General features: G+C 42.9%; 28 protein-coding genes. 17 read left to right on the top strand and 11 right to left on the bottom strand.

What is annotated here, in order from left to right:
• From B9T16_RS05010 to speD, 3 genes are all read left to right on the top strand, one after another.
• Positions 1-263: pentapeptide repeat-containing protein (locus tag B9T16_RS05010; RefSeq protein WP_410244224.1), on the top strand; the 263-nt coding region annotated here is incomplete at its 5' end.
• Positions 244-417 (top strand): hypothetical protein, encoded by a 174-nt coding sequence (locus tag B9T16_RS05005; protein WP_161783022.1) that lies wholly within the window; start codon positions 244-246, stop codon positions 415-417. The genes B9T16_RS05010 and B9T16_RS05005, both read left to right, overlap by 20 nt.
• Before the next feature lie 60 nt (positions 418-477).
• Positions 478-912 (top strand): adenosylmethionine decarboxylase, encoded by a 435-nt coding sequence (speD, locus tag B9T16_RS05000; RefSeq protein WP_006617366.1) that lies wholly within the window; start codon positions 478-480, stop codon positions 910-912.
• Between the two features lie 93 nt (positions 913-1005).
• Here the strand turns inward: speD and B9T16_RS04995 are convergent, their stop codons facing one another.
• Positions 1006-1590, bottom strand: a complete 585-nt coding sequence (locus tag B9T16_RS04995; RefSeq protein WP_035736840.1) for a hypothetical protein — start codon at positions 1588-1590, stop codon at positions 1006-1008.
• Between the two features lie 149 nt (positions 1591-1739).
• Here B9T16_RS04995 and queF point away from each other — a divergent pair, with 149 nt between their 5' ends.
• From queF to B9T16_RS04975, 4 genes are all read left to right on the top strand, one after another.
• Entirely contained in the window at positions 1740-2174 is a 435-nt protein-coding gene (gene queF, locus B9T16_RS04990; protein ID WP_006617368.1) for a preQ(1) synthase, read from the top strand.
• A gap of 68 nt (positions 2175-2242) precedes the next feature.
• Positions 2243-2440: a 50S ribosomal protein L35 gene (gene rpmI, locus B9T16_RS04985; protein ID WP_006617369.1), complete on the top strand. Its 198-nt coding sequence runs from the start codon at positions 2243-2245 to the stop codon at positions 2438-2440.
• Between the two features lie 40 nt (positions 2441-2480).
• On the top strand, positions 2481-2837 hold the full coding sequence (rplT, locus tag B9T16_RS04980; protein WP_006617370.1) for a 50S ribosomal protein L20: 357 nt from the start codon (positions 2481-2483) through the stop codon (positions 2835-2837).
• Between the two features lie 90 nt (positions 2838-2927).
• A complete protein-coding gene (locus B9T16_RS04975; protein WP_014277170.1) occupies positions 2928-3476 on the top strand; it encodes a tetratricopeptide repeat protein in 549 nt (182 codons plus the stop codon).
• A 56-nt stretch (positions 3477-3532) separates the two neighbouring features.
• On the opposite strand, the gene B9T16_RS04970 is transcribed toward B9T16_RS04975, so the two are convergent.
• On the bottom strand, positions 3533-4390 hold the full coding sequence (locus tag B9T16_RS04970; RefSeq protein WP_410244223.1) for a transporter substrate-binding domain-containing protein: 858 nt from the start codon (positions 4388-4390) through the stop codon (positions 3533-3535).
• A 115-nt stretch (positions 4391-4505) separates the two neighbouring features.
• On the opposite strand from B9T16_RS04970, the gene B9T16_RS04965 reads away from it, so the two are divergent.
• On the top strand, positions 4506-5312 hold the full coding sequence (locus B9T16_RS04965; protein ID WP_410244222.1) for a hypothetical protein: 807 nt from the start codon (positions 4506-4508) through the stop codon (positions 5310-5312).
• Here B9T16_RS04965 and B9T16_RS04960 read toward each other — a convergent pair whose 3' ends face one another.
• Both B9T16_RS04960 and B9T16_RS04955 read right to left on the bottom strand, forming a co-directional pair.
• Positions 5313-5801, bottom strand: a complete 489-nt coding sequence (locus tag B9T16_RS04960; RefSeq protein WP_014277167.1) for a DUF4168 domain-containing protein — start codon at positions 5799-5801, stop codon at positions 5313-5315. It abuts the gene before it with no gap.
• 76 nt (positions 5802-5877) lie between these two features.
• Positions 5878-6372 carry a DUF4168 domain-containing protein gene (locus B9T16_RS04955; RefSeq protein WP_006617375.1) on the bottom strand — a complete coding sequence of 165 codons (495 nt, stop codon included), beginning with the start codon at positions 6370-6372 and terminating at the stop codon, positions 5878-5880.
• A gap of 171 nt (positions 6373-6543) precedes the next feature.
• Between B9T16_RS04955 and ggt the strand changes: the two genes are divergently transcribed.
• Positions 6544-8100, top strand: a complete 1557-nt coding sequence (gene ggt, locus B9T16_RS04950; RefSeq protein WP_006617376.1) for a gamma-glutamyltransferase — start codon at positions 6544-6546, stop codon at positions 8098-8100.
• A gap of 174 nt (positions 8101-8274) precedes the next feature.
• Positions 8275-9354: a photosystem II q(b) protein gene (gene psbA / locus B9T16_RS04945; RefSeq protein WP_006617377.1), complete on the top strand. Its 1080-nt coding sequence runs from the start codon at positions 8275-8277 to the stop codon at positions 9352-9354.
• An 85-nt stretch (positions 9355-9439) separates the two neighbouring features.
• On the opposite strand, the gene B9T16_RS04940 is transcribed toward psbA, so the two are convergent.
• Positions 9440-9787 carry a hypothetical protein gene (locus B9T16_RS04940; protein WP_006617378.1) on the bottom strand — a complete coding sequence of 116 codons (348 nt, stop codon included), beginning with the start codon at positions 9785-9787 and terminating at the stop codon, positions 9440-9442.
• 372 nt (positions 9788-10159) lie between these two features.
• Between B9T16_RS04940 and tmk the strand changes: the two genes are divergently transcribed.
• Together tmk and B9T16_RS04930 are read left to right on the top strand one after the other, a co-directional pair.
• The gene (gene tmk, locus B9T16_RS04935) at positions 10160-10855 is read left to right on the top strand and encodes a dTMP kinase (protein ID WP_006616764.1); all 696 of its coding nucleotides are present in this window, start codon (positions 10160-10162) and stop codon (positions 10853-10855) included.
• On the top strand, positions 10842-11849 hold the full coding sequence (locus tag B9T16_RS04930) for a DNA polymerase III subunit delta' (protein ID WP_035736820.1): 1008 nt from the start codon (positions 10842-10844) through the stop codon (positions 11847-11849). The genes tmk and B9T16_RS04930 overlap by 14 nt, the downstream gene beginning before the upstream one ends.
• A 39-nt stretch (positions 11850-11888) precedes the next feature.
• Here B9T16_RS04930 and B9T16_RS04925 read toward each other — a convergent pair whose 3' ends face one another.
• From B9T16_RS04925 to B9T16_RS04910, 4 genes are read right to left on the bottom strand one after another with little or no spacing between them, the layout of a single operon-like run.
• The gene (locus B9T16_RS04925; protein WP_006616766.1) at positions 11889-12785 is read right to left on the bottom strand and encodes a hypothetical protein; all 897 of its coding nucleotides are present in this window, start codon (positions 12783-12785) and stop codon (positions 11889-11891) included.
• 59 nt (positions 12786-12844) lie between these two features.
• Positions 12845-13771 carry a hypothetical protein gene (locus B9T16_RS04920; RefSeq protein ID WP_006616767.1) on the bottom strand — a complete coding sequence of 309 codons (927 nt, stop codon included), beginning with the start codon at positions 13769-13771 and terminating at the stop codon, positions 12845-12847.
• A gap of 53 nt (positions 13772-13824) precedes the next feature.
• Positions 13825-14823, bottom strand: a complete 999-nt coding sequence (locus B9T16_RS04915; protein WP_006616768.1) for a hypothetical protein — start codon at positions 14821-14823, stop codon at positions 13825-13827.
• Positions 14824-14841: 18 nt separating this feature from the next.
• On the bottom strand, positions 14842-15741 hold the full coding sequence (locus tag B9T16_RS04910; protein WP_006616769.1) for a hypothetical protein: 900 nt from the start codon (positions 15739-15741) through the stop codon (positions 14842-14844).
• A gap of 304 nt (positions 15742-16045) precedes the next feature.
• Here B9T16_RS04910 and B9T16_RS04905 point away from each other — a divergent pair, with 304 nt between their 5' ends.
• From B9T16_RS04905 to B9T16_RS04895, 3 genes are all read left to right on the top strand, one after another.
• A complete protein-coding gene (locus B9T16_RS04905; protein ID WP_410244221.1) occupies positions 16046-17506 on the top strand; it encodes an FHA domain-containing protein in 1461 nt (486 codons plus the stop codon).
• A gap of 88 nt (positions 17507-17594) precedes the next feature.
• On the top strand, positions 17595-19133 hold the full coding sequence (locus B9T16_RS04900) for an FHA domain-containing protein (protein WP_410244220.1): 1539 nt from the start codon (positions 17595-17597) through the stop codon (positions 19131-19133).
• Between the two features lie 36 nt (positions 19134-19169).
• Complete coding sequence (locus B9T16_RS04895; protein ID WP_006616306.1) at positions 19170-21230, top strand: FHA domain-containing protein; 2061 nt, start codon at positions 19170-19172, stop codon at positions 21228-21230.
• Between the two features lie 3 nt (positions 21231-21233).
• Here B9T16_RS04895 and cobU read toward each other — a convergent pair whose 3' ends face one another.
• Positions 21234-21800 carry a bifunctional adenosylcobinamide kinase/adenosylcobinamide-phosphate guanylyltransferase gene (gene cobU / locus B9T16_RS04890; RefSeq protein WP_152088520.1) on the bottom strand — a complete coding sequence of 189 codons (567 nt, stop codon included), beginning with the start codon at positions 21798-21800 and terminating at the stop codon, positions 21234-21236.
• 52 nt (positions 21801-21852) lie between these two features.
• Between cobU and B9T16_RS04885 the strand changes: the two genes are divergently transcribed.
• On the top strand, positions 21853-22245 hold the full coding sequence (locus B9T16_RS04885) for a 6-pyruvoyl trahydropterin synthase family protein (protein ID WP_006616308.1): 393 nt from the start codon (positions 21853-21855) through the stop codon (positions 22243-22245).
• A gap of 35 nt (positions 22246-22280) precedes the next feature.
• Here B9T16_RS04885 and tnpA read toward each other — a convergent pair whose 3' ends face one another.
• On the bottom strand, positions 22281-22667 hold the full coding sequence (tnpA, locus tag B9T16_RS04880) for an IS200/IS605 family transposase (protein ID WP_014277160.1): 387 nt from the start codon (positions 22665-22667) through the stop codon (positions 22281-22283).
• 60 nt (positions 22668-22727) lie between these two features.
• On the opposite strand from tnpA, the gene B9T16_RS04875 reads away from it, so the two are divergent.
• Positions 22728-23954, top strand: coding sequence for an RNA-guided endonuclease InsQ/TnpB family protein (locus B9T16_RS04875; protein ID WP_014277159.1), 1227 nt, complete (start codon positions 22728-22730; stop codon positions 23952-23954).
• Positions 23955-24006: the final 52 nt, after the last annotated feature.

Raw genomic sequence — 24006 nt, 5'->3', positions numbered from 1 at the left:
GTAAAGCTGATTTACGGGGGGCGAATTTAACGGGGGCGAATTTGGCGGGGGCTAACTTGTTAGAAGCTGATCTGCGTTTGGCTAACCTCACTGATGCTAATCTTTGTGGTGCTGGACTGCTACTGACTTCACTACGGGGGGCGAATTTGGCGGGGGCTAACCTGAATCAGGCGAATCTGATTGGGGCGAGTTTGAGTGTGGCTAATTTGGATGATACTACTATGGAAGGAACTATTCTGCCTAATGGCGCTACCCACCAATAGCTCGATCGCACTCTCTCAGGGGGCGGTCCGGGGCGGCTTCGGGGAACTGCCCAGGCGCGACCCTAGGCGATCGCCTTCTCCCCCAGTAACAGGGATTAACAACGAACCACAGGATAATTTACCTCTATTTTGTAATGGTGCGATCGCAATTTAACTGATGTGATAGACTGAAAAAGTTTGAGACCATTTAAGGGTGGAGGTAAAACCGCGCAGAATGAAACAATTGGGAACCCATCTGGTCATTGACGCTTGGCACTGTCCTGCAGATCTTTTGAATGACCCCGAACGTATCCGCACTGCTATACTCGATGCAGTTACCGCAGGAGAGGCGACGTTGATTGACTTTTGTGTGCATCAATTTAGCCCCCACGGGGTGACGGCAACAGCCACCTTGGCTGAATCGCATATTGCTATTCACACCTGGCCTGAGTATGGCTATTTTGCGGCTGATCTGTTTTTCTGTGGCCGTGGTAATCCTCGCAAAGCTGCTGAACATTTGGAAACTGCATTGCAAGCCGGTCAGGTCAATAGACGTGAGTTTGAGCGCGGTTTTGAACCTTCAGTCAGTGTCGATACTTCTTCAGTTAGTGAAACCTCACCGGCGACTAATTTGACGGCTTTGGCAGAAAACAGTTTTGCAGGTCGTTAGGCGATCGCCCCCTAGAAAATTCCACGATCTTTAGTCATCTGCGATCGTGGAATTTTGGTCTGATTTGGGTCTGATTGTCGGGTTCATCAACGATTAGCGCCCTTGTTGCTGCAACAGGGGACGAACTACCCAATAGCCCATACCAAAGGCGGCTACTACAATTAGGGCGATGGAAACAATTAGCCAGATCCCACTTAATTCACCTCTATCAGGTCCTGATGACGGTCGCAGTCGGCCTTCTGGTTCCTCAGTAAATTGGGGCGGTGGAGTGTCCGGCGCGTCGCTATTTGGGGGAAAGACTACATCTGGTTGTGGAATCTCGGTTCTGGGCTGTTCATAAAAGTTCGGTGGCGGCGAGACGGGATTAACATTAAAGCTAGGATTGACAGGGGGAACTGCTGATAATGGCTGGCTTTTCCCTTGCACCGATTCAACGGCTAAATAGAATTGATTAGCAGCCTGGACTACATTATTAAGTTCTTGGCGCAAATTTTGATTTTCTTCGAGAAGTTGTTGGTTTTGGGTTCTCAGGGAATTGATTAGGTTTTGAGAACCTTGTAATTCGGCTGTTACCTCTCGATATAGGGATATGGGGACTGAGGGTGAATAACTACTACTATTTCCGCCTTCGGGTGGGGTGGGGTTAGAGGCTGTAGAATTTGGTATAGGATTTGACATGGCTGTTATGGATAAACTTTGGGGTATGATCAACGGGATTAGTTGAACGACGATCGCCTTGATGATATTGCTATTAGACCAATCACGGGGCATTTAGTCAAGGAAATCTACGGGCGATCGCAATTGGTTGTTTATTGTTGATATAAATTATGAGTAACTCCCAGGTAAAACCTTCTGAGACTGAATCGGTTACTAATACAGAACCCAGATATGGAGAGAGAGAGATTAGCGAGGGGCAGTTAATTACCTTCCCCAATCCCCGACCCGGACGCAGCTATCAAATTCACATAGTCTTACCAGAGTTTACTTGTAAGTGTCCGTTTTCGGGATATCCAGATTTTGCCACCATTGATTTAACCTATGTGCCGGATCAGTCCGTGGTAGAGTTAAAGTCCATCAAGCTCTATATTAACAGTTATCGCGATCGCTACATATCCCATGAGGAATCAGTTAACCAGATCCTTGATGACTTTGTTGCCGCCTGTGACCCCCTGTCAGTTCACATCAAAGGCGACTTTAACCCCAGAGGTAATGTTCACACCGTGGTTGAGGTGCATCACCATAAACACCAGCAAACTAATTAATCGATTTATCTACTCATCAATCCCAGCAAATGCTATAATCATAGCTTGTGTCGAATTCCAGCCATTTCATGCCCAAACTCAAAACTCGTAAATCAGCAGCTAGGCGCTTTAAGGTAACGGGAAGCGGGAAACTCGCACGCCGCAAGGCTTTTAAGAGTCACCTGCTACAACACAAAAGTGCAACTCGCAAGCGCCGTTTGTCAAAAACGGCTATTGTCGATGAACGCGATGCTGAAAACGTGCGTCTGATGATGCCGTATTTGTAACGCTATAGTTCGATCAACTCAATTTTAAGGAAAAACAACAATGACACGAGTTAAACGTGGTAATGTTGCCCGTAAACGTCGCAAAAAAATTCTCAAACTTGCGAAAGGATTTCGCGGCTCTCAATCTAAAAATTTCCGAATTGCTAATCAGCGGGTTATGCAGGCGCTGCGTAACGCTTACCGGGATAGAAAAAAACGCAAGCGCGACTTCCGCCGTCTGTGGATTACCCGGATTAATGCTGCTGCTAGAGTCCACGGCATCAGTTATAGCCAACTCATGGGGAATTTGAAAAAAGCCGACATTGAAATCAATCGCAAGATGCTGGCGGAAATGGCAGTGCTTGACCCAGATACGTTTGAAAAAGTGGTCGCTAAAGCTGCTCAAGCTCAATCCTAGGGGATTTTCAATTGGTACACTTTGAACGAAGGATGGAGACAATTCTATCCTTCTTCAAGGTCAGATGAAATTGGTAATTTAAAATTAAAAATGGATAGTAATCTCGCAGTTGTTTATCTGGTATTACTGCTGGTTTTTTTGTCTGGTTCTGGCTTTTTTATTGTGCGTCAGATTTTCCGAACTCGCGAAGTTGAGAGTAAGATGTCACAATTGCAACAGCAGCTCTCTCAGGGTCAAGGAACAGCTCAGGAATATTATAAATTAGGCTGTATTTATAATGATAAAAACTTGTATTCTCAGGCGATCGCTGTTTTACAAAAAGCTCTCAAAGCAGTAGAGGAACAGGAGCCACCTGAGAACATAGCCATGATTTATAATGCCTTGGGTTATGCTCACTTTGCTAAGGAAGAATATGATATCGCCATTCGTAATTATAAGGAAGCATTAAAGCTGACTCCTGAATATGCGACAGCTTGCAATAATCTAGGTTATGCTTACGAACGCAAAAAGCTGACTTCTCAGGCTTTAGAAGCCTACGAAAAGTCTCTGAGTTTAGAACCCAATAATCAAATTGCTCAACGTCGCGCTGAGTCTTTACGGAAACGATTAGGTATTCCCACCTCAGAAACTGCTCAATAACATTTCCCGACCCTCCCCTGAGTGAGGAGGGGGGTTAATGAAAGCTAATTTCTATGCTAACGGGTACACTTTTGTAAAGCCGCTTGTGTGGTGGCGACATAGGCGGAGTCGCGACCATAGAGACTTTGGAGAATTTCCAGGGTTTCCTCAACTAAAATCAATGAGTTGATGGTATTTAACCAAGCGATGTCTCCTTCCGGTACGATCATGCCGTAGAACTCACAGGTGAGGGGTTCTTGGGGAATTATGGCATAGTCTTGAGGGTTAATATCTGGTTGACGCAACACTTCCCCAACTAGCAATAAACCATCACTAGCAAAGGCGTTGATTTCCCGATTAAGAACATCACGCACGGCATCGGCGCGGCCTGATGTGCCATGATATTGTACGATTTGAGCTAGGGAATAACGACTGCTGATAAATCCCTGGGTAAGGGTGTTAGGAAGTACACCAATAATGATGTTTTCCATGGCACCATCTGGGTTGATTAAGGTTTGATTATCTGCGGCAACTAATAGGTGATTTCCTGTGGCGATAAAGCGATCGGAATAGACCATGCCTGGTGGGGGGGTGCGGGTGACAGTGTTGGGGCCACATTCTAGGTGGACGGTTCCATCAGCGACGATAGATTCCCGATTGTCCAGGGTGGACTGTACCAGTTGAACTTGGACGGGTTGATTAAGTTGTAGTTGTTGGGTGAGGCGACTCGCTAGAAGTTCCATGAGTTGGATACAGTACCCTTCCCATTCTCCGGTGTCTGGAGACAGATAACCCAAAGGGGCGGCATCTTGTCTAACTCCGGCTTTGAGAATGCCTGTTCTTCTGATGTCTTCGAGGACGGTTCCGGCGATCGCATTTAGGGGAAATAGGCTACACAGAGTTAGGGTCAGGAAAACCCGAATGATATTTTTCATAAAATCAATGTAGTGGACATTTGTTAACAGAAGTTCACTCAGAAATATAGCTTACCCTGTATTTAACCAGGAATTATTAAAGGGGAGAGTGGGCATTTTGAACTGTCATCAGGGGATGTTAGAGTCGATCATAGTTCGGGCACAAACTGAATTAATTTCACCCTATATATTTTATCAGCTCTGCCAGGAGTTTTGTCTAAAAACAGGTACCAATAAGTTATACTTTGGGGAACCGATCGCCTCTTATTTAGACCCGGATAGAGGATTGGGGGTATCCGAAATTAGGGCGTTTCTGGATGGCTTGGCAATTTATGTCCGGCTGATTACCACCCCTAATTTTACTGTTAATTTTTACCTAAATTGTCTTGATAAATACTCGGAAAATCCGATAAATATAACTGCGAAAATTATCGGTTGTGGGATGGTGGGTAGAGTCGCAAAAATCACCATCAATGGCGAGGAACCCATAGCATTTAAAGCATTTTTTGACCCAGATTTTATATGGGTTCATGGTCCCTGGGGTGAAATTCCGGTGGGGATTCGTTTAAAATATTGTGGGGTAACAAAAGATATGGCTGAGTTTTTATTTGCGAGTCAAAATTGGGTGGTGAGTGAGTGGATTGATGATGAGAAATCCAGGTTATGTAATCGCCAAGGTTTAAGATATCGAGAATTTGCCTATAAAGAAGGGTTGACTAAACTCAACCCTTTAAACCGAAATAACTATAACCTTGAGGGTATCCGACTCGATCCGGGTGGCATTCAAAAAGAGTATCGCGGCCGGCGTTTGGTAGATTTTTATCAAGGGACTTGGTTTTATTTACGCAAAATCCGCCGAGATAAATGGAAGGGAATTTATGCGATCGCCAATCAGTTGTTGACGGGGATAATACAACACAGTCGCAGAATCCCCAATTGCTAACTACCGTGCATCAGGAGATTGCATAATTCGGAGAATTTCTGCTTGAATGCGCTCTCTAAATCGGCTATCAGATTGTTGATGGCGGGTGATTTCATTAAAGCGACTAACAGTTAATCCTTTGCTTTCAATAATGCGTTTGGCTTGGTCACAGTAGCTAACCGCAATTTGGGGAGCATTTCCAGGTAGCATATTAATGCTAGTCGGCTCATCACAGACAATGCGCGGCACTTGTCCGACAATTCTTTTAATTTCCTCAACCGCCTGATGCCGTCTCGATTCCAGTGCGATCGCTGCTTGAGCGTAGTTGGTAATCTCCTGATTGCTAAAGGTAGGATTTCCCGCTCTAGCGGTCGTGCTAAAACTGGCGGTTAGGGATGGAGCAGTTAAACTAGGAACCCATCCCGTCAGCAGTCCGACACCAGATAAAATAGTGATGGCAGTGGACTGAATGAATAACCGATGTAAATGCCCTTGATGTGGTAGTTTCATAGTAGTTTGTTACTCCGTTAAAGTAATAAATAAATAACACAAATTCCCCTAAAATATCTAGGGGAGTCATATAGGATTAGTTGCCGTTACTACGCTGTTGACGAAGTAACTCAGCCTGAATTTGCCGTTGCAGTTGTGGGTTATCTTGTTGTAATCGAGTAATCTCGTTAAATCGATTAATGGTAAGATTGTGCTGTTCAATAAAATCCTTGGCCAGATTGCAATAATTAACAGCGATCGCCCTTAGATCTCGATTCAAGCTATTAATCCCACGGCGATCGCTACAGATGACCTCTGGAACCGTACCCCCTGCAATTCCCCTAATCTCATCATAGGCCTGTTTGCGTCTAGGTTCAATTAGTAGAACGGCACGGGCATAATTGCGAATTTCATCATCAGTAATATTAGGGCCTTGCTGTGCGTTAGCGAAAGTTCCTGACCGACCTGTAGGGGACAACAAGTCGGGGACTACTCCGCTAAGGACTCCAAACACAGCGAAAACACCGACCAAAAGTGTTTGTAACCCTTTCCGGCTCATGGGATTATAGACAGAAGCGAGCCAAGAATTCATATATCCGCGTCTCCAAGCAGCAACAAGCATTAATCACCCCTCACTCAAATGGGGGAAGTTGTATTTAGACATAGCCAACCCCTGCCCCATTATTTAAGAATAAGAACAGGATCAGGCTATAACACAGCATAATTATTTTGAATTATTTTGTAGCTCAGAAGTTCCTCAAATATGCAGAAACTAAATGGTGTCGTCGCAGCCGGCCATCAAGAAACCGCACTGGCTGGGTTAGCAATGTTCCCCCTGGGGGGTAATGCTTTTGATGCAGCCGTCGCGTCCATGCTGGCTGCTTGTGTGGCTGAACCCGGGTTAACTTCCCTAGGTGGGGGAGGTTTCCTGTTGGCTCACACCCACACCAATCAGAATATTTTATTTGATTTCTTTACACAAACACCAAGCATTAAACAATCAAAAAGTCAAGTATATTTTTACCCGGTTGATGTCAATTTTGGTGGCAGTGTTCAGGAATTTCATATTGGTTTGGGTTCTATGGCCGTTCCGGGTGTGGCGGCTGGGGTGTTTAAGGTTCACCAGACCCTAGGAAAACTGCCTTTAAAGGTAGTGGCTGAACCCGCGATTAATTTGGCTAGAAATGGTTTAGAAATTAATACTTTCCAAGCCTATACTTTTAACCAGATTCTCTCCTCAATTTTATTGAGTTCCCCCGAAGGTCGGGAAATTTATGCTCCCCAAGGCTCGATTCTCCAAGCTGGTGAACGAATAGTTATGAAAAATCTAGCGAATACTCTGGAATATCTGGTTAAACAGGGATTTGAGGAGTTTTATCAGGGGGAAATTGCTCGGCAATTGGTGGCTGATTGTCATCAGGGGGGTGGCTATTTAAGTGAGGAGGATTTGAGACGGTATCGGGTGATTGAACGCCAACCGTTAAGAATTGGTTATCGGGGAAAACAGATTTTGACTAATCCGCCTCCCAGTTCCGGGGGAACGCTCATTGGCTTGGGGTTGGAACTGCTTTCGGGAATTGAAGTTGCTAATCTGGAGTTTGGGAGTTGTCGGCATCTCCATATTTTAGCGGATGTAATGAGATTAACTAATACTGTGAGAAAACAGGGGTTTGACGATCGCCTTCATGAACAGAATATGGCTGCTGAGTTCCTGTCCCCAGAACATCTACAACCCTATCTGCAAGAATTACAGGAGACCGTGAATAAGTGGGGGAGTACCACTCATATTAGTGTTGTGGATAGTGAGGGGAATGCGGCTAGTGTTACTACTTCTAACGGGGAGGGGTCGGGTTATATGATTCCGGGGACGGGGATTATGATTAATAATATGTTAGGTGAGGAAGATTTGAACCCCCACGGCTTCCACCAGTGGCGGGAAAATGTGCGACTATCCTCGATGATGGCTCCTACTTTGATTTTAGATGGCGATCGTTTAGAGATGGTGATCGGGTCTGGCGGGTCTAATCGTATTCGCACCGCCATTTTACAAGTAATCTCCAATTATCTCGATTTTGGGATGTCCTTAGCCGCCGCCGTTAATCGTCCCCGTGTCCATTGGGAGAATTATCGTTTTGATATCGAACCCGGTTTTAATCAAACCGAGATTAATCATCTGCAACTTGCGGACCATAGCGAAATTGTCCAATGGGGGGAACGGAATATGTTTTTTGGTGGGGTTAATGGAGTCGCCACTAATGCTGATGGGACTATTTTAGGAACTGGGGATATCCGACGCAGTGGCGTGAGTTTAGGGATTTAGGGAAATTAATAAGCAAAACTTATAGCTATCATCAGTTTTATCTGATTAAACATATAACTAAATAGTCATAAAGCTATTGACATATATGAGTTAAGTGTGAGATATTACAGACACGGTAGAAAAACAACTACCGGATATGTACCTCGAAAACTCAATAACGCAATCATATTTGATATGACCACTACCTTACAGCAACGGGAAAATCTCAATATTTGGGAACAGTTTTGCGGTTGGGTAACATCTACCAATAACCGCCTTTATGTAGGTTGGTTTGGTATTGTGATGATCCCTACCTTGCTAACTGCCACCATCTGTTTTGTGTTAGCTTTTGTAGCTGCACCTCCTGTGGATATTGACGGCATCCGCGAACCCGTTTCCGGTTCTCTGTTGTACGGCAATAACATCATCACGGCGGCTGTTGTACCCAGTTCTAATGCGATTGGGTTGCACTTTTATCCCATCTGGGAAGCGGCAAATATTGATGAATGGCTTTATAACGGCGGCCCCTACCAGTTGATTGTTTTCCACTTCCTAATCGGCATTTTTTGCTATATGGGTCGTGAGTGGGAACTGTCTTATCGGTTAGGAATGCGTCCTTGGATTGCTGTTGCTTATAGCGCTCCTGTAGCTGCTGCGACGGCGGTACTGTTAGTTTATTCTATCGGTCAAGGTTCTTTTTCTGATGGTTTACCGCTGGGGATTTCTGGCACATTTAACTTTATGTTAGTGCTGCAAGCAGAGCATAATGTTTTAATGCACCCCTTCCATATGCTGGGAGTAGCTGGTGTCTTTGGTGGCGCTCTTTTCTCAGCTATGCACGGTTCTCTGGTGACATCTTCTTTAGTACGTGAAACCACTGAAATTGAAAGCCAAAACCGGGGTTATCGCTTTGGACAAGAAGAAGAAACTTATAACATTGTAGCTGCTCACGGTTACTTTGGTCGTTTGATTTTCCAGTATGCTTCTTTTAACAACAGTCGCGCTTTACACTTTTTCTTAGGTGCATGGCCTGTTGTTGGCATCTGGTTTGCATCTTTAGCAGTAGCTTGTTTTGCTTTCAACCTGAATGGGTTTAATTTTAACCACTCGGTTTTAGATTCCCAGGGTAAAGTCCTAAATACTTGGGCTGATGTGATTAATCGCGCTAATTTAGGCATTGAAGCTATGCACGAACGTAACGTTCACAACTTCCCGTTAGATTTGGCTTCTACTGAGTCTAAACCTGTCAATTTAGTTGCTCCTAACATCGGCTAATTTGTAGCTAATTTGTATGTAAAAAAAAGCGTCTCCCGAATTGGGGGGCGCTTTTTTTTGTGAAAATTAACTGAAATGAAAATGACTAGAGTGTCATGCTTTCTAGTAATACCCACTGGCGATGGTTGATCATCATTTCGCTGACCAATTCAAACATTTGGCGACAGTGATTATCGGGTTGTAGGGGTAATTCTTCATTTTTTAAAACCACAGTCATTTTTATTTCTGTGTCTGTGGAGGTGGCTGTATCAAATACTACCTCTAAGGTGACTAATTGAGATATGGAAACTTGACCGATCACCTCCCTAGCAATAAGTGAACTGGGGGTTTGATAAATCAGATCAAGGTTGCAAGATTCCATAATATCTATTAATATTTCTCTGGCATCTTCAATATTGATAGCAATCACAAAAAAAGCCGTATAACGAGCCATCGAAAAACTCCCGATAATTTCCAAGTTTAATTAATACCAATAAGCAGGTTACAGCCTGTTCAGAAATCATCTGATCACCTCTCAAAGTCCCTCTCCCTCTCTGGGATCCAGATTTAGGGTGAGGGCAATCGACTGGTGAACAAGCTGTAGTGCTATATTGACTAACTGTTTTTATGGTTCCCTGATAGAGATACTGGCATTTCTGGTACACAACCCTAGAGATGAGTCATTAAGCCGGGATTATTATAGCGCTTCGGGTGTGGCTTAGTAAAAACTCCCCACCAGATTTGCTAAAATTTTCGGATTTTGATTAACGAAACTGCCATAATATGCGATGACTGAATCAGATCTAGGGAGGTTGTAAATACAGAAATGGCAGGAAAACTAATTGTATTTGAAGGTATAGAAGGATGCGGCAAAACTACGCAAATACAGCAAATTCAGCCGTGGTTAGCCGATCGCCTGTCCTTAAACCATTCCCCCGGGGGGAAACTCCACCAACCGGGGGTTCAGGTGACGCGGGAACCCGGAGGAACCCAATTAGGTCAGCATTTGCGGGATTTACTGCTTCACCATGAGATCAACGAACCTCTGAGCGATCGCAGTGAGTTATTATTATATGCCGCAGACCGCGCACAACATATCGAAACTCTGATTAAACCTCTGTTAGACCAGGGGACGATGATTTTATGCGATCGCTTTACCGACTCTACCCTAGCTTATCAGGGATATGGTCGGGGACTCGATTTACAGCAAATTCACCAAATTAACCAGATCGCGACTGGGGGTCTTGTCCCGGATTTGACTCTGTGGTTAAATGTTCCTGTAGAAGCAGGACTCACCCGGATTAAGGCTAGAAAAAAAGCCGATCGCATTGAACAGGCTGATCTAGAATTTCACTATCGCGTTGCTGAGGGATTTGCGACTCTAGCCAAAATGTATCCCCAGCGCATTGTCCCTATTGATGGAAATGGCGATCGCGATCGTGTGACTCAACAAATCCAAAATATACTCAATCAAAAACTCCTAGAATGGGGGTTAATCTCAAATAATGATGGATGCCTTTAGCGATTTAATTGGACAGGCTCAAGCTGTCGAACTTCTCAGCCGAGTAATTGCCCAAAATCGGATCGCTCCGGCTTATTTATTCGTCGGAATACCCGGAGTAGGTCGTAGTTTAGCAGCTCGATTTTTTATCGAATTATTATTACAGCCGACTCGCAAAAATCTCGTAAATTCATCCGAGGAGGACGCACATAAACAATCTATTAAACATCGAGTTGAGATGAGAAATCATCCTGATTTACTTTGGGTAGAACCCACCTATTTGCACCAAGGAAAATTGCTCTCAGCAGCCGAAGCCGCCGCCGCTGGTCTCAAACGTCGCGCACCGCCACAAATTCGCCTGGAACAGGTGCGAGAAATTAGTCAGTTTGTCAGCCGTCCGGCTTTGGAGTCTCTGCGGTCTGTCGTGGTTTTAGAGGCGGCGGAAACTATGGCTGAGGGAGCGGCTAATGGTTTATTAAAAACCCTAGAAGAACCGGGTAAATCCGTGTTAATTTTAATTGCTCCCAGCGTAGATTCTTTGCTATCAACCTTGGTCTCTCGCTGTGCAAAAATCCCCTTTTTTCGGCTATCAAATACTGATATAATTCAGATATTAAATCAAACCGGCTATGGTGAAATTTGCCGTCATCCTGACATCATAGCAATGGCCCAAGGGAGTCCCGGACAAGCGATCGCCTGTTGGGAACAATTACAAACTATTTCACCCGAACTATTAGCCAAAGTCAAAAAACCTCCCCAAAGTTTACGAGAATCTCTCGAATTAGCAGCAGAAATTAGCCGTTCTCTTGATACTCAGGCTCAGTTATGGTTAGTGGATTATCTGCAACATTCCTATTGGGAACAATACCATAATCATGGGGTTAATGGTAACAATAGCTTACCGCCAATTCCCGGATTACTTCACCAGTTAGAACAAGCTAAAAAACATCTGCTGGCTTACGTTCAACCTCGGTTAGTCTGGGAGTGTACCCTAATGGCGATCGCCAATATTTAACCATCATTTCACCCAGTCATCAGCAGCAGTTATCAATAATTACAAAATCCCTCCTAAAATACTTTTGAGGTCATCAAAAATACCGAGCGCCGCATTTAAACCGGTGCTAGTAGTATCTGCTGCATCAACCATAGTATCTTTAGTCGTCACCACCGTATCACTGGTTTGGTCGATGATATTACTAATTTGTTCCATCATATCCTTTAAACGGTTAGCAGCATCCAACAACTCCTCAATTCTACCCTGTTGAGATTCCGTAATTTCCTCAATTGTATCTTCAGCCGTTTTTTCCGCCACTTCCTGTAAGTTTTGTACCTTGTCTGTTACCCCCTCAACAATTTCATTAACCTGTTGCGTAAATTCGCTCAACACATCTTTCAGTTCAGGAATAGTTGTCCCGATAAAAGTTTCAAAATCGCCACTCCGTTCCTCAATTTCTGACTGGTGAGTTTCGATATCGCTTTTCACCTCTTCAGCTATAAACTCTTGAGTTTCCGATAAGTTTTGTTCCTGTTCTGTACTCAGTTCCCCCGCCTTTTCCTTGAGGGAAATAAACGATTCTCCCACCTGGTTAATCACCTCAACCAACTCTGGCGTAACAGCTTCAACTCGGTTATAAAAATCCGATAAAGCCGTTTGAGTCTCTTCTAATTCTTGATTGATTTCTTCCTGTCCGGCTTCAATTTTTGACTGTAATTCCCCAAGTTGATTAGTAACCGCTTCCCGTTCCGCCGCCAACTCTTCCCTCCCCGTCGCTATTTTTTCCAACAGTTCCTCAGCGCGTTCTTGTAGGCTTGACCAGTCAGTTTCCACTTCTTCCGTTATGGCTTCTAACTGTTGGCGAGAATTATCAATATGGTCTTCTTCCAAGTCAATTTTTTCTAAAAATTGAGTCATTTTTAAAACCACTTCATTCGCTGCTTGTTCTAAAGTCATTTCTAACTCCTGATTTCCATAATCTCAAATTTGGGTAATTTCCATCTATCTAGGGTTACTTAACCAAAAGAAACCCCAACTTTACTCGCTAAACTTCGCACCGAGTCTACTAAAAGTTCCATAGGTTGAATAAAGTCCTCTAACTGTTCAATCAGGGGACTAATTACCTGTCTATGACTAGCCGCATCATCTTTAGCACCCCTGAGTTTATCCATCATGTTGTCAAGGGTTCCTCTCACCTCAGACACCGCAGAATCAGTCAAATCTTTTAACTCCGTTTCGATTTTCTCCTGTAACTCATCCAGTAATTCATCAATTTTTGACTCAATAATATCACTGGTAATTTCACCGATTTTAGTTTCAAATTGTCCCTGAATTTCCGTAAAACTATTACCCATTTCTTCCAGGCGATCGCTCACCTCATCCTCAGCCTCATTCACCTGATCATTTAACTCTTCTACCTGTTCCTGAGCGCTATTTTTTGCCGCCTCAATTTTATCTCGCAAAACTTGAACAGCATCACTCAGGTTTTCTTGAGCATCCAGAAGTCGCTGTTGACCCTCCTGCAACTTTTCCTGTAATTCAGTCAGGCTATTTTGTGCTTCTTCTCCCGCATTATTAATCTCATCATTACCCGACTCTAACTCCTCTTTCAGAGCAATTAATTTTTCCTGAGCCGTCTGCATTTCCGAGCTTAATTGTTGTTGAGCCTCACCGATTATTTCTTGCCAAGTTTCCGCAATATTATTAGTTTCCTCCACCTCACTTTCTACTTCCGTTTGTTGTTCCCCAACCTCCTGCTGAAATTCATTTAAAGCATCAGCTATTTGCTCCATCAAAGCCTCAATCAAACCCTGTTTTTCTTCAACATTAGACTCTAGGACACGCACCGCATCTTTAATTTCTGTAGCTCCCCCAATTAAACTATTTAATTTATCCGGTGCTACCGAAGACATTTGAGCCAAAGAATTATAAACTTCTTCCATTGTCACTTCCCCTTAATATCTGAATAAGTACAAGCAGCATTCAACCGTCAAACTCAAGATAAAATGCCTCCCAAACTCAAAACTTGTTTGATAGTTCCGGTGGCTACCTTAGCCGCTACAATTTGCGGCAAAATCGGAGTCAGTGATGAAGTAACCGTCGCTCCCACTTTCATCATCACCATATTTTCTCCTACCTCTTGAATCATATCTGAGACCACATCATCAATAGCATCTTTAAAGGAATCCTCTAAATTGTCCTTGAGGGAGTCCTCAGCATAATCTTTGACATTCTCAAAAATTGCGCTTCCCCTTTCTTGAAGATTATCGGCTACTTCAGCCGCTTGGCTACCTAGGGTGTTATATACATCAGTCAAAACCCCCTTAAAATTACTAAAATTATCCGTGATTTCCGATAACTTATCCTGAGCCAAAACTTGGCTAAAGTCTCCCAATAATGATTCTAACGAGTCCCTATGAGTATCGGATATTTCAGTAACTAAACCCTCAAAATCTCCTTCTGTTTCTTCCTGAGTCGTTGTCACTCTTTCCTCAAGATCTGATATCGCATCACCCAAAGTTTCAAACACCCCTATAGTGGTTTCCATGGCTTGATTTATCGCTTCTGTTAGTTGCTCGAAGCTGTCTTTGAGTTCCTCAAATGTGGATTTGGTTTCATCCATACCCCCATCCATTTCAGCTAGATCATTATCTAACTCCGATTCAAATGTGCTGTAATTTTCTTCGATATTAGCTGAGGTTTCATCTAGGCTACCTTCAGCATCAGAAATACTTTGTAGGAGTTCTTCTAAGGCGGAAATTAACTCCTCTTGAGCCGAGGTAACATTAGACTCTTCAGTTTCTAAGGTTTCCACCAAATTAGAAAATGAGGTTTCCACAACTTCTGGGGTTTCTTCCAGGTCGTCACTCTCCCCTTCAAATTGTTCACAGAGTTGATCAAGTTGATCATAGGCTTGATCTAAGACATTTAACAAGTTGGTTAAATTCTCAGCCGATTCTTCTAATGATTGACCAAAATCTTCAGCGATCGCCATCGTCTTAACTCCCTCAAATTAACCTAATAAATCTCTAACTCTTGACAACACATCTAAAACTGGTCGCACCGCGTCCACCACATCATTAATGTTATCGATAATATCCCCCAATTGTCCCTCTAACATTTCCTCGGATTTCTCCCCCGCTTCTCCCAAAGCACTGAGAGCCTCACTCAGAGATTCTGCACTTCCTAAAAGCTGACTTTTCGCCTCATCAACAAATTTATTAGTTATCGTATTGATAGCATCTTCGGAAGCCGTATCTAAGGCATTTTCCATCTCGGATGTCTGGTTACTGCTTTCCGATCGCAATGTCTCAAAATCCGAGGCAATTTGTTCGATTTTTGTCTGAATTTCACCTTGTAAAGCCTCGAATTGCTCAAAAAGGCTGTTTTTCTGACTATTAAAACCCTCCTGCAATTGTTCGATTTTATTGCGAAATCCCTCCACATTAGACTTAGCAGTTTCACTTTGGGTCTGGGTTTCCGCCTCTGATGTTTGCACCTGTTGGGAAAGTTCCAATAACCCCGAATTGGTTGACTCCGCCTCCGACTCTAAATCTGATAATATCTCGGCGGCGTGGCTTTTTAACTCATCTAACTTAGCTTTAATCTCCGTTAAAGTAGATTCGACTTTTTCATCAACTTGGGTAATTTTTTCCTGGAGACTGGTTAGGTTTTCTTTCGCCGTTTCTAGTTCACTCTCTATGGCTTCGTCGGTGCTGTTGAGAGCAGCGAGCATCGTTTCAAATTGAGCCTTCGCGGTGTCGCCAGCGACGGTTAAGTTATTATCGATCGCTGTCAGAAACTGCTCAACCTGAGTTACACTGATCATGGCTCGATCTACTTCCTCAGATAAGGCTTGGGTTCTCGCCTCATTCTGTTCGATTAAATCTTCAATGGTTGCAATATCTGCCATACTAACGTCCTGCCAATTTAATGATGGGGATGGGTTGAGAAAATTGCCGTGCTTTTATTATATGCTAACTAACAGTGAGATGCCCACAATTACGTTACAATTTTTTATATAAATCAGGGCGGGTTTGTTTCATTACCATATTTATCGAGTTTTGGGCGAAAAATTTAGGTTTTTTTTAGAATTGACGAGGCAGGCAAAATCGATCATAATATATTCAGATAACTTAACTTAATCAGGGAGTGGACACCCTATATGGTGCATAACCCCCTCCAAATTATTATAATAGTTGATTGGATGAGTCGATATGTCTGAATCTAACCTAAACAAATGTGCTGTCATTAAATTGTGTATTCCCGGTGATAAACAACCAGATCATCCTGTGTTTCAGTATGATTTATCGACGGCTAAAGAAGTTGTTTTGGGTCGTGGTAAAGATGCTCAGATTGTAGTTGATTCTCTGCAATATACAATGGTATCGCGGTATCACGCTAAAATTAAGCCAGTATTAGAAGGTTCTGTGGAACTGTGGGAAATTGAGGATCTTAATAGTGTCAATGGCACTTTTATTAATGGTGCGCGTATGGCGGTAAATCATCCCCTCGAAGCAGGCGATCGCATTAAACTTAGTGAGGATGGACCCGAATTTGTCTTTGAATATCAAACCAAGCCTCAGCCGCCAACTTCTGATAATTCTCTCCCACCCATTGCGGAACCGATAATTGAGTCGGAACCTGAACCGATAATTGAGTCGGAACCTGAACCCATAATTGAGTTGGAACCTGAACCGATAATTGAGTTGGAACCTGAACCGATAATTGAGTTGGAACCTGAACCGATAATTGAGTTGGAACCTGAACCGATAATTGAGTCGGAACCTGAACCGATAATTGAGTCGGAACCCGAACCTGTAGCTGAGTCAGAAGGGGAAGAGCAAAAGAGTCAGAGTAAGATTTTCGGGATAGAAGCAGGGGAAATATCAGCGCCTGGTCGAAGTTTGTGGACTCTGAACCCAGAAGCGGATATCCGCACTTTAGGGGGACATTCTAACTCAGTGCGATCGGTTTCTTTCAGTGGAGATGGTAAAATGTTAGCGAGTGCGAGTGCTGACAAAACCATTAAACTTTGGAACCTCAGTAATGGAGAAGAGATCCGCACATTTGAGGGACATAAATCAGGAGTTAATGCAGTTGCTTTTAGTCCCGACGGTCAAATTATAGCCAGTGGTAGCCAAGATAAAACCATCAAACTTTGGGATATTAATACAGGAGAAGAAATCCAATCATTGGCGGGTCATAAAATGGCAGTTAATGCTATTACTTTTGCGCCGAATGGTGAAATTATCGCCAGTGGTGGTGGGGATAAAATCGTGAAATTATGGAACCGAGAAACTGGTTTAGAAACCCTAAATTTATCAGGACATAGACTAGCTATAACTGCTTTAGCAATCAGTCCGAATAGTGAAATTATCGCCAGTGGAAGTGGAGATAAAACCATTAAACTATGGCGGGTAACAACAGGGGAGGAAATCTTGACTATTGGGGGTGCAAAAACGGCGATTAATGCTCTGATGTTTAGTCCCGATGGTAAAAGTTTAATTGCTGGGATTGATGATAAGACGGTGAAAGTGTGGCAATGGGAAACCGAGACAGAAATCCGCACAATTTCGGGTTATAATTGGCAAGTGGGAGCGATCGCCATTAGTCCTGATGGTCAAAATCTAGCCAGTGGTAGTGAAGACAATCAGATCAAAATTTGGTGTATCTAAGATTTACAAAATGTTAAAAAATTATCCCAATCCAGGGAATATCTACTAAAATAGAGTAGGGAGTCCCAGTATAATAGCGGGCAGATTTATGGCTGAACTAACCTTAGAGTGGGTAGAAGAGGGAAGGTTGAATAGCACCAGCATTCGAGCCAACCAACCCAGCAAACATCCGGGAGTTTTCCGTATAGGTAGAGATGGGAGTCGCTGTGATTTAGTGTGCGTAGATCAGACGGTATCTGGTTTACATATCGAAATTTTTTTTAGTCCAGAGAATCACCAATTTTATCTACGATCGCTGCGGGAAAGTAACCCGCCAATTGTAGATGGTAAATTGCTACCTGTGGGTGAGGAACCCCTAAATAATGGCAGTCATATTCAGTTAGGAAATATAGATTTTAAAGTCACAGCGATCGCCGCTGGAACCCAGCCAGTGTCGGGAGGGTTAGAACTACCGCCACCACCACCGGAACCGCCGCCACCGCCGCCAGTTTCTCCGGTTAAGAAAGCATTACCCTGGTTGGGTGGAATAGTATTAATGATCGGCTTAGGATGGGGCGGCTTTTGGGTGTATAAATGGCAGGCTGCTGCACCGATCAGAAATGCGATCGCGGAGGCGGAACAAGCACGAAAACAGGGAGAAAGTTATCATCAACAGGGTAATATGGTAGCATCCCAGGAGTCTTATGAGACTTGTAAAACGGCATTAACCATAGAACCGACAACTACCGGGATGACACCTGTATTAAAATCCGAGTTAACAAGACTGTTAAAAAGTTGTGAGGATGGTCATGCTGCGGTGTTAATGAAACAGGCGAATAGTTTAGCGGAAGCGGGTTCTTGGCGGGGTGCGATCGATATGGCTTTACAGGTTCCCGAAAATACTTCTTCCTACTCGGAAGCGCAAAATTTCTTTAAGCAAGCATCTCAACGGATGGAGGAATTAGCGCAGGAACAATATCGCCAAGGTAATTATCAGCAGGCGGTAAAAATTGCTGAAGCTATCCCCGAAACGAGTCCGAACGCCGCGAGAGTTAAGCAAGAACTTTCCCAATGGGAACAGGAGTGGAATCGGAATGAGAATCACCTAGAAAATGCGAGACAGTCGTTGAATAGAGAGGCTTGGAGGGAGGCGATCGCCGAAACCGAAAGGGTAGCATTATTGGGGGAATCACCGCGACAAGATAGCGAATATTGGAAACAAAAAGTGCAACCAATTATCGATCGCGCTAATGATCAGAAACGGGAGGAAGAAAGACGCATTGCGGAACAACAGCGCCAAGAAAGGCTGAATGCGGAAGCAGCAGAAGCGAGGAGACTAGCGGAAGCCGCCAAGCGAGAAGCAGAAGCCGCCAAGCGAGAAGCAGAAGCCGCCAAACAAGAAGCGCAACGACAAACCAATCAGCCACAGCCACAGCCACAGCCACAGCCACAGCCACAGCCACAGCCACAGCCACAGCCACAGCCACAGCCACAGCCGCAGCCGCAGCCACAGCCAGAACAAACCAATCAGCCACAGCCAGAACAAACCAATCAGCCACCCGCAACCACAGGAGATAAAGTTCCTCCATCTCCTCCACCAACACCATCAGCAATTCCTGAACAGGTAGAAGGTCCTCTGCTGTGGTAATAGGCKATATTAAAGTTAAGTTTTGGGGATTCGATTATGTCTTTAAAAACTGATAAAATCGCGACTAGAATACAGGAAATTCACAGATTTTTGGGGTTGAGAAGTGACCGAGACCCGGCTTATCTGGAAATTGCCAAAACCCTGGAACAGCTAGAGTCGGAGTTAAACAGCGGAAAACTGAGGGTTAAAATTGTTAGTAGTTCCCCGAAGATAGGCGAGGGTTTTTACAATCTATTAAGCGATCGCCCTAATTTGTTAGAATCCTATGAATGGGAAACTCAGGTAATCAGCCAAACCCAACCCCAGTTATCTCCAGAATTAATTATTGTTGATGGATTAAGCGGGTCAGAAATCCAGCGTTATCCTCTTTCGGAACATGAGATTATCCAAGTGGGTCGCCATCGTAGTTGTCGGGTAAAAATTGCCAATGAGTATCATTTGATTAGTAACAAACACGCGGAAATTAAACCCATTGTTAACGGTAATATTCGCGGCTGGGAAATTAACGATCTGAACAGTACCAATGGCAGTTTTATTAATAATGCACCCCTAGAAAATCATCATTTATTAAGTGCTAATGAATCGATTTTTTTGGGTTCTGCAATACCTATTACAGGCTGTATTTGTTTACATCTGCAAGCATCACAGCCAGTTAATCCATCAATGAACAATGGAGCCAGCGCCAAGGCGTTAACTGATGTGGATATACTATATATAATCATTGATGAGGAACAGCACATAGAGAGTCATAAATCGGCAATTCAGCAAGCAATTAAAAACCAAATAGAGCATATATTTATAATTTTAGATTATCAAAAATTTGGGGATATTTATAACAGTTTAAATGCCGAATATCCTGGAGTTGAGGTAATCGATTTATCAGGCAATTTGGCAGCAAATAATCCCGGAGATATTGAAGAAGAAGTTAAGCAGAAACTAGAGAAACATTATGATTTTTTAGAAAAACTGGCAGCCAATCAGGGGGAAAAATTATTATTAAAACGTTTCAGCCAAAATATTCTGGAAAAACTAGAGGCGATCGAACAGGTTTTAGAAGGAGAAATTGAGGCAATTAAACAGAATTGTCAACAAACGGAAGCACAGCTTAGTCTTTTACAGACTAATGATTTAAAAGATGATATGAAAAAGGCTTTAAAAAAAGCTGGAGATGAGAAAGACAAGTTTTTCCGAATGCTTAAAAATGACTTAAATCAATCAAAAAATAATTTATTAGATGAGTTTAGGAAAAGTAGTTTATTCTATAAAATCCAACAGTTTACTGATGATTTAAAATCCAGCGGAGTCCAGCGGAGCGCATATTTATATGTCCGACTACAAGCAGGAGATAATCCTAATGCTACGGGTCACTATCTGCACTTAAAAGCCATTCATGTTTGTCAAACAGAGTTGATAAAATGGTCTTCTGAAGAATGGCAAAGAATTGGTAATTTTTATGGCGGTGATGGTTTAAATGGGCTGCTAAAACGTATCTATGATATCCTGAACTTTGTGCCTAATTTATCATGGTCGGAATCCCTATTTCACCCCCCAGAAGATATAGATTTTAGAAGCATATTACAGGCTTCTGTGATTGAACCAACTTTTGAGAGTAGATATAAACAACCGAGTTTGTTCGGTTATTTATTTAAAAATCTGAAAGGTCAGGTAATATCTGGTGTGGGAACTATTATGCTGATGGGTAGTTTATTTATTCCAGCGGGTGGGGATGTCAAAGGTAGGATAGTGGCGATATTGTTACCTATTTTTATGGTGACTACGCTGATATCTTATCATCAAGATAAAACCGCGAAAATCCAAGATAATACTGAAAAACTCAAGAAAGATATGAATAGCTATTATCAATCTTTCATTAAAAATGTCAGCAATAATATTGTCCAAAATATGGGCTATGCTTTAGAACAGGAAGAAAGAAGAATTAGAGATGATTTAGAGGCGGTTAATGAGTGCTATAATGCTTATTTACTCAATCGCGAAAAACATCAATTAGAGTTGCGGATGCAAAAAGACCAATATCAATCGAGCCAACGTAATTTAGAAAAAGATTTGGCGGAAGTGCAAAAATTCAAGAGACTTTAGTTATTAGTCGGGGGAGATTTTCACACCTAAGCGAGTTAAGTCTAACGCATATCCCCCAGTGACTAAATAAACGGAATCAGCATGAGTCCCGACCAAGCGGACTAAACCCCCTAGGCGATCGCGAAAAAGGCGGCCCAAGGGATAAGGGGGAACCAACCCCCAACCGACCTCTTCAGCGACTAAAATCACAGGTCCAGTGACGGTTAATAAAACCTGTAATAACTCGGTAACCGCCTGTTCCCATTGTGATTCTTCCCAGTCCAATAAATTAGCCAACCAAGTCCCGAGAGAATCTACTAAAATACAATTATCCGCCGTGGCGACAGATGCTAAAGTAGTTGATAATGCGATAGGAACCTCTAAAGTTGTCCAATCGGAAGGGCGACGATCGCGATGTTTTTGAATGCGATCGCCCCATTCCGGATCGTGATCATCAAAACCAGATGTAGCTATATAAATCACCGACTTGCGGTAATTTCTAGCGTAATTTTCCGCCCAATTTTCCGCCCACTCACTCTTACCCGATCGCACCGGACCAGTTACTAAAATTAATCTTTCTGTATCAGTCATCCCAATTTTTTGCGAATTGTCAACAGTTACCAAAACCACAGGTCAGCCAACCATGTCTAAATGGAAACTAACAACCGAATTTACATTCGATAGCGCCCACTATATCAAAGATTACAACGGCCCCTGTGGTCGCCTCCATGGACACACCTATAAAGTGCGAGTAGAAGCCACATCAAACCAACTGCATTCCTCCGAATTTTGTCCCCACCCGGTGATGGTTGCCGACTTCCGCAGCCTGCGATGGGCCAAGAAAGATGTCAGCAAAGGCGGACTTGATCACGGTCTTCTCAATGAAATATTACCCCCAAACTACGAAACCACGGCCGAAATGATTGCCAAATTTATCTATGATGAAACCAAAAAGCGAGTCCCAGAGGGAGTACAGCTAAAAGTCATGGTTTCCGAAACAGCCAATTCCTGGGTTGAGTATGAAGACGAAACCTGATTTATCGAAAATTTTGGGTTTAAAACCCCGTCGTTCTACGACGGCTTTTCTTGGTTTTTAATGTAAGACTTCAGAACCTCTAATGGTGCGCCACCGATTGAAGATACAAAATAACTAGGCGACCATAAAGATTCTTTTCCGTAGGGTTTAGGGAATCTGGCTTGCCCATATCTACGACTGTCAACTCCTTTAAAAGCAAAAACTATGACAGAAATAGAGAGTTGAGGAGGGTATTCAACTAAGGTATGAATATGGTCTGACTCCCCATGAAATTCCAGGACTTGAAAATTCATTTTTTCAGCCACTTCTCGAAAAGACTTCAGGATTAACATCAGGCTCTCCACTGTCAAGATTTGGCTACGATACTTAGTCACACAGACCAAATGAATCTTTAAATCCGAAACAGACGCTCTTTTCGTCAAAGGCTTGACATCTACCAGACTCCTAGCTATAATTAATGCACGCCAATACAATTTGACAGTATGAAGCTAAGATATCGATATCGAATTTACCCAACAGACCAACAAAAGAGATTGATGTCTCAATTGTTCGGATGCTGTCGGGTAGTATTTAACGATGCCTTAGCATATTGTCAAGAACAATACCGTGCGGGTAACAAAAAGCCTAATATCAAGGAACTTTCTCAAAGACTTACAGAACTCAAAAAAACCGAGGAGAAAATCTGGTTGGGAGAAGTTTCTTCTATTCCCTTACAACAGTCTTTAAGAGATTTAGAGCAGGCTTACTCTAACTTTTTCAAATCCTGTAAAGGACAAAGAAAAGGCAAGAAAGTTAAACCTCCCAAGTTTAAAAAGCGTAAATCTAAGCAATCCGCTAGATTTATGGATAATGGTTTTAAAATCTACCTTAATTCCGATTACATTTACATCGCTAAAATTGGTGATATTAAAGTAGTCTGGAGTAGAGAGTTACCCACAAAACCTTCTAGTGCTACCTTAATCGAAGACAGTGCTGATAGGTATTTTGTCAGTTTTGTTGTTGAGTTTAATCCTCAACCCTTACCGGAAAACCAAAATTCTGTAGGAATTGATTTAGGAATCACTGATTTTGCCACATTAAGCAATGGTGAGAAAGTTAAATCTCCTAAGCCTTTAAAGAAACAACTAAAGCGTTTAAGAAGATTACAACGTAATTTATCAAGGAAACAGAAAGGCAGTCAAAGAAGGGAAGTTGCTAGAAAGAAATTAGCTAAACTTTACGCCAAGATTTCTGATATCAGAAACGATTTTCTTCAGAAATTGTCAACTCGGATTATTCGTGAAAACCAAACGATAGTCTTGGAAGATTTAAAGGTTTCAGGGATGATGAAAAACCGAAAACTATCCCGTGCTATTTCTGATTTGGGTTGGCGCAGTTTTAGAACAATGCTAGAAGTTAAATCTGTTATGTACGGGCGTGATTGTCGTGTCATTGATAGATGGATTCCCACTTCTCAAACCTGTTCTGGCTGCGGTTTTCGCGGTGGCAAAAAAGAATTAAATATGAGAGAGTGGACTTGTTTAAATTGTGGCACATCTCATGATAGAGATGTTAACGCTGCGATTAATATTAAGGTCGCCGGAGGGCATTTGGAGACTTTAAACGGATGTGGAGAGAGGGTCAGACTTTCTGTAAAGAAAGCACATCTCAATGAAGCGTCAACCCGTCCAGCATTTCAACAATTGTCAATCTTTGATTTGTTGAAATAGATGGAAAGCCCCGTTAGCGCACGCCGGGGCGGATGTCAAAATAGGCAAAGAC

The sequence above is a fragment of the Arthrospira sp. PCC 8006 genome, assembly GCF_046480465.1.
GTDB classification, from domain to species: domain Bacteria; phylum Cyanobacteriota; class Cyanobacteriia; order Cyanobacteriales; family Microcoleaceae; genus Limnospira; species Limnospira platensis.
This window is presented reverse-complemented; position numbering and strand designations above follow the sequence as displayed.